Source organism: Streptomyces sp. PU-14G (assembly GCF_041028275.1).
In the GTDB taxonomy this organism is placed as follows: Bacteria; Actinomycetota; Actinomycetes; order Streptomycetales; family Streptomycetaceae; genus Streptomyces.
In genome coordinates, this window is sequence record NZ_JASKYT010000402.1 from 1 (window position 1) to 5,523 (window position 5,523).

Annotated in this window: 5 protein-coding genes and 1 pseudogene; 5 read left to right on the plus strand and 1 reads right to left on the minus strand. The window is 71.2% G+C overall.

All coding sequences use genetic code 11. From position 1 onward, the window contains the following. The first annotated feature begins 160 nt into the window (after window positions 1–160). The 5 genes from fabG to AB8Z75_RS29965 all read left to right on the plus strand — a co-directional run bounded on the left by fabG (window position 161) and on the right by AB8Z75_RS29965 (window position 5,233). On the plus strand, window positions 161–922 hold the full coding sequence (gene fabG / locus AB8Z75_RS29945) for a 3-oxoacyl-ACP reductase FabG (protein WP_369207445.1): 762 nt from the start codon (window positions 161–163) through the stop codon (window positions 920–922). A gap of 37 nt (window positions 923–959) precedes the next feature. Beyond that, window positions 960–1,736, plus strand: coding sequence for an SDR family oxidoreductase (locus tag AB8Z75_RS29950; protein WP_369207447.1), 777 nt, complete (start codon window positions 960–962; stop codon window positions 1,734–1,736). Between the two features lie 454 nt (window positions 1,737–2,190). Beyond that, a complete protein-coding gene (locus tag AB8Z75_RS29955; RefSeq protein ID WP_369207449.1) occupies window positions 2,191–3,774 on the plus strand; it encodes an ABC transporter substrate-binding protein in 1,584 nt (527 codons plus the stop codon). A 101-nt stretch (window positions 3,775–3,875) separates the two neighbouring features. Beyond that, a complete protein-coding gene (locus AB8Z75_RS29960) occupies window positions 3,876–4,553 on the plus strand; it encodes a uracil-DNA glycosylase (protein WP_369207451.1) in 678 nt (225 codons plus the stop codon). 137 nt (window positions 4,554–4,690) lie between these two features. Next, window positions 4,691–5,233, plus strand: a complete 543-nt coding sequence (locus AB8Z75_RS29965) for a hypothetical protein (protein WP_369207453.1) — start codon at window positions 4,691–4,693, stop codon at window positions 5,231–5,233. Window positions 5,234–5,322: 89 nt separating this feature from the next. On the opposite strand, the pseudogene AB8Z75_RS29970 reads toward AB8Z75_RS29965, so the two are convergent. Beyond that, window positions 5,323–5,523, minus strand: a pseudogene (locus AB8Z75_RS29970) (hypothetical protein); the annotation flags it as partial.

Here is a 5,523-nt window from a genome sequence, read left to right on the forward strand (position 1 = left end):
GGCCGGGGCCGGGGGCCGGGGCGCTCGGGTGACCCCGGCGGCCCCATGGCCTGGCGTTGACAGGGCGTTGCCCGCCTCATAGCGTCACGACTGCCGTAGGTACTAAGCGGTTGCTCACCCAGCTCACCCGCTCATCCACTCAGGCCGAGGAGAGACCAGCATGTCCAGCACCGAGCAGCGAGTCGCCATCGTGACGGGCGCAGCCCGAGGGATCGGCGCGGCAACCGCCGTCCGTCTGGCGGCCGAGGGCCACGCCGTCGCCGTCCTCGACCTCGACGAGGGCGCCTGCGCACAGACCGTCGAGGAGATCACCGCACAGGGCGGCAAGGCGCTCGCCGTCGGCTGCGACGTCTCCGACTCGGCCCAGGTCGAGGCCGCCGTCGCGCGCGTCAACGACGAGCTCGGGGCGCCCGTCGTGCTGGTGAACAACGCCGGGGTGCTGCGCGACAACCTGCTGTTCAAGATGAGCGACGACGACTGGGACACCGTCATGAACGTGCACCTGCGTGGTGCCTTCCTGATGTCCCGCGCCTGCCAGAAGCACATGGTGGATGCCGGTTTCGGCCGTGTCGTCAACCTGTCCTCGTCCTCGGCGCTCGGCAACCGCGGCCAGGTCAACTACTCGGCGGCCAAGGCCGGCATGCAGGGCTTCACCAAGACGCTCGCCAAGGAGCTGGGCAAGTTCGGCATCACCGCCAACGCGGTGGCCCCCGGCTTCATCGCCACCGACATGACGGCGGCCACCGCCGCGCGCGTCGGCATGGGCTTCGACGACTTCAAGACCGCGGCCGCCACCCAGATCCCCGTGCAGCGCGTGGGCGAGCCCGCGGACATCGCCAACGCGGTCGCCTTCTTCGCCGACGAGAAGGCCGGGTTCGTCTCGGGCCAGGTGCTGTACATCGCCGGCGGGCCGCTCGACTGACGGCCGGCGGGAAGCGACAAGAGGCGGGAACAGCGAGATGACACAGCAGACAGCGGGCGGCGGGCGCCCCGACAGCGGGCAGGTCGCCCTCATCACCGGCGGCAGCCGCGGTATCGGCTACGGCATCGCCGAGGCGCTGGTGGCGCGCGGCGACCGGGTGTGCATCACCGGGCGCAACGAGGAGGCGCTCAGGGAGGCGGTCGAGCGGCTCGGCTCCGACCGGGCGATGGGCGTCGCGGGCAAGGCGCACGACCTCGAACACCAGGCGGCCGTCGTCGAGCGGGTGATGGAGACCTACGGGCGCGTCGATCACCTGGTCAACAACGCGGGCACCAATCCGGTGTTCGGGCCGATGGCCGAGCTGGACCTGAACGTCGCGCGCAAGGTGTTCGAGACGAACGTGATCTCGGCGCTCGGCTTCGCGCAGCGCACCTGGGCGGCCTGGCAGAGTGAGAACGGCGGCACCATCGTCAACGTCGCCTCCATCGCCGGCATCTCGGCCTCTCCCTTCATCGGTGCCTACGGCATGAGCAAGGCCGCGATGGTCAACCTGACCCTCCAGCTCGCGCACGAGTTCGCGCCGCGGGTGCGGGTTAACGCGGTGGCGCCCGCCGTGGTCAAGACCAAGTTCGCCGTCGCCCTGTACGAGGGCCGTGAGGAGCAGGCAGCCGCCCGCTACCCGATGGGGCGGCTGGGTGCGCCCGAGGACGTGGCGGGCGCCGCCGCGTTCCTCACCTCCCCGGAGGCGGGCTGGATCACCGGCCAGACCCTGACTGTGGACGGCGGCCTGTTCCTCAACGCCGGAGTCGAGTGACGCGGAGCTGGAGCCGCGTGACGCCGACCCCGAGTCGCGTGACGCCGGTCCGGGGCCGCGTGACGCCGGTCCGGGGCCGCGTGACGCCGGTCCGGGGCCGTGTGACGCCGGTCCGGGGCCGTGTGACGCCGGTCCGGAGCCGAGCGACGCCGGTCCGGGGCCGGTCGCGTGACGCCGGTCCGGAGCCGAGCGACGCCGGTCCGGGGCCGAGTGACGCCGGTCCGGAGTCGCGTGACGCCGAGAACGCGCAGCGGTATGCCGCGAAGCGGCAGGCCGTGAACCCGTCCGGGCACCGGAAGATCAACTACCGGTGCCCGGACGCCTGTTGGGGCTCCGATACGGCTGTGGCTGGGGTAATGTCAGGGCGCTTTCTCCGTCTTGGACAGCGCCCGGGCGCGGGCGCGTCCTGGGCACCGCATCAGCCAGACAGGCACCGCCGACTGAGGAGCGCACGTTGTTCGACCGGAACGGGCTGCTGAGAGCCGCAGCGACCATCCTCCCCCTCGCACTCGTGACCGGGTGCAGCTCGCTGACCGGGGGCGGCGACGAGGAGCACAGCATCGTGGTCGGTACCACCAGCGCTCCCAGCTCCCTGGATCCGGCCGCCGCCTGGGACGGCTCCTGGGAGCTCTACAGGAACATCTACCAGACGCTGATGACCGTCCCGAACTCCGGCACCTCGCCCGAACCGGACGCCGCCAAGAGGTGCGGCTTCACCGACGCGGCCAGCAAGGTCTACCGCTGCGTCCTGCGCAAGGGACTCACCTTCTCCAGCGGCAAGCCGCTGGACGCCGAAGCGGTCAAGCACTCCTTCGACCGCACCACCTCCATCGAGTCCCCGTCGGGCCCCTCCGCGCTGCTGGCCAACCTGGACGAGGTCATCACCAAGGGCGACCGCACGGTGGTCTTCCGCCTGAAGAAGTCGGACGCGACCTTCCCGTTCATCCTCTCCACCCCCGCCACCTCCCTCGTCGACCCCGACGAGTACCCGAGCGCCAGCCTGCACCCCGGCGACACGGCCACCGGCTCGGGGCCGTACACGCTCGAGGACTACCAGCCGGGCAAGCGCGCCGAACTGGTCAGGAACCCCGACTACAAGGGCCCGGCCGAACTGCGCAACGACTCCGTCACCATCCGGTACTACTCGCGCTCGGCCCGGATGGTCAGCGACCTGAAGGACGGGCGAATAGACCTCACCTACCGCGGGCTGACCCCGGGGCAGATCTCCGCGTTCCAGGAGGCGGGCTCCTCCGGCGACGACTCCTTCGACCTCAACGAGATGACCGGCTCGGAGGTCCACTTCCTGGTCTTCAACCCGGAGGACGAGCAGGCGGCCAAGCCCGCGGTGCGCCGGGCGGTGGCCCAGCTCGTGGACCGTACCGAACTGGTGCGTGACGTCTACGACAGGACGGCCGACCCGCTGTACTCCATGGTCCCCACCGGCGTCACCGGGCACACCAACGCCTTCCTCGACCGCTACGGGCGCCCGGACGTGAAGAAGGCCCGCCACACCCTCCGCGACGCGGGCATCACCGACAAGGTGAGCCTGACCCTCTGGTACGCCGAGGACCGCTACGGGGATTCCACCCGGCGCGAGTTCGCGGAGCTGGAGGAGCAGCTGGAGGGCTCGGGGCTCTTCGACATCACCGTCAAGTCGCGCGGCTGGGACGACTTCCAAAAGGGCTACCTCAAGGGGGACTATCCGGTCTTCGGCCGCGGCTGGTCGGCCGACTTCCCGGACGCGGACAACTACATCACGCCGTTCGTCGGTGAGGACAACGCGATGGGCACCCCCTACCGGAACCGGGAGCTGACCGAGGAGCTGCTGCCGTCCTCGCGCAAGCAGAGCGACCGGGGAGCGGCCGGGCAGGCCTTCGCGAAGGCCCAGAAGCTGCTGGCACGGGACGTGCGGCTGCTGCCGCTGTGGCAGGGCAAGGTCTACATCGCCTCCGAGAAGGACGTCGCGGGCGTCGAATGGGCGATCGACTCGTCGGTCATCATGCGGATGTGGGAGCTGTACAAGAAGTCGAGCTGGTAGCGCCCCCGGCCTCCCGTCCGGGACTGTCGGTGGCGGACGGTACCTTCGGTGCGGTCGTCGGGCACGGGGCCCGGTGAGCGGCACCGCAGGAGGTACAGCGCGTGAAGGAGATGCTCCCCCAGTCCTGGCAGGGCGTGCTCGGTGAGGAGACCGAGCAGCCCTACTTCAAGGAGCTGGCGGTCTTCGTCGAGGAGGAACGGGAGCGCGGCCCGGTGTACCCGCCCCGCGAGGAGGTGTTCGCCGCCCTCGACGCCACGCCGTACGAGCAGGTGAAGGTCCTCGTCCTGGGCCAGGACCCCTACCACGGTCCCGGACAGGGCCACGGCCTGTGCTTCTCGGTCCGCCCCGGCGTCCGGACACCGCCCTCGCTGCGGAACATCTACAAGGAGATGCGCGAGGAGCTCGGCCACCCCGTGCCCGACAACGGGTATCTGATGCCGTGGGCCGAGCAGGGCGTACTGCTGTTGAACGCGGTGCTGACCGTGCGCGGGGGAGAGGCCAACTCGCACAAGGGCAAGGGCTGGGAGAAGTTCACCGACGCCGTGATCCGTGCCGTCGCCCGGCGCCCCGATCCGGCGGTCTTCGTCCTCTGGGGCAACTACGCGAAGAAGAAGCTCCCCCTCATCGACACCGAGCGACACGCCGTGGTGCAGGGCGCCCACCCTTCGCCGCTCTCGGCCAAGCGGTTCTTCGGCTCCCAGCCCTTCACCCAGATCAACGAGGCCGTCGCCGCCCAGGGCCACACGCCCATCGACTGGCGCATCCCCGATCTGGGCTGAGCCGCGCCGGGGCTCAGCCCGTGGTGTGCGCCATTGTCAGAGGCGGCCGTTAGCGTCGTAGGACGACCGATGAAGCGGTCGTGCGAGGCGGCCTACGGCACACGGCGTACGGCACACGGCGAACGGGAGGAGCCCCCGTGGCGGAGCCCCAGCAGGACGCGCCCCAGGGCGCGGAGGACGCGACCATGGTCAGAATCGGCCAGGCCATCATGCTGCACCGCGGCGGCGACCGGGAGGAGGCGAGGAACCGCTTCGCCGCCCTGTGGGCGGAGACGGACCCCGCGGCGGACCTCTTCCACCGCTGCACCATCGCGCACTACATGGCCGACACCCAGGACGAGCCGGCCGACGAGCTCGTGTGGGACCTGCGCGCGCTCGCCGCCGCCGACGCCCTGCGAGGGGACGAGGTGAGCTGGGGCGAACACCAGCTGGCCGTCCGCTCCCTCTACCCGTCCCTGCATCTCAACATCGCCGCGGGCCATGCCAAGCTCGGTGACCAGAGCGCGGCCCAAAGCGCGCTGGAGCGGGCCCGGGACAAGCTGGACGCGCTGCCCGCCGACGCGTACGGAGAGGGCATCCGCGCGGCGATCGAGCGTCTGGAGAAGCGGCTGGCCGACGGTGCCGCCTCACCTGGCGGCACCGTGGACGGGGCGAGCGGAGGCGGGGAGCACCTGCCGTAGGGGTTCCTCGGCCGCAGGGGCTCATCTGCCGCAGGGGCTCATCTGCCGCAGGGGCTCATCTGCCGCAGGGTCTCACCTGCCGTCCGGGCTCACCGGCCGTAGGTGTCACGGCAGATGCGGGCCTGAGCGCTGTCCGCTTCCCACCGCCCGTAGGCCTCGCCCAGTTCGCACACGCCCGAGCCAGGCCGGGCATGGCCCTGCCCCCGCCCCTGCCCCTTGCCGTTGCCGTGCCCGTGGCGCTCGTGCGCTCCCGGGTCCGCGTCCCGCCCGGCGGTGCCCGCCTGTGCGCG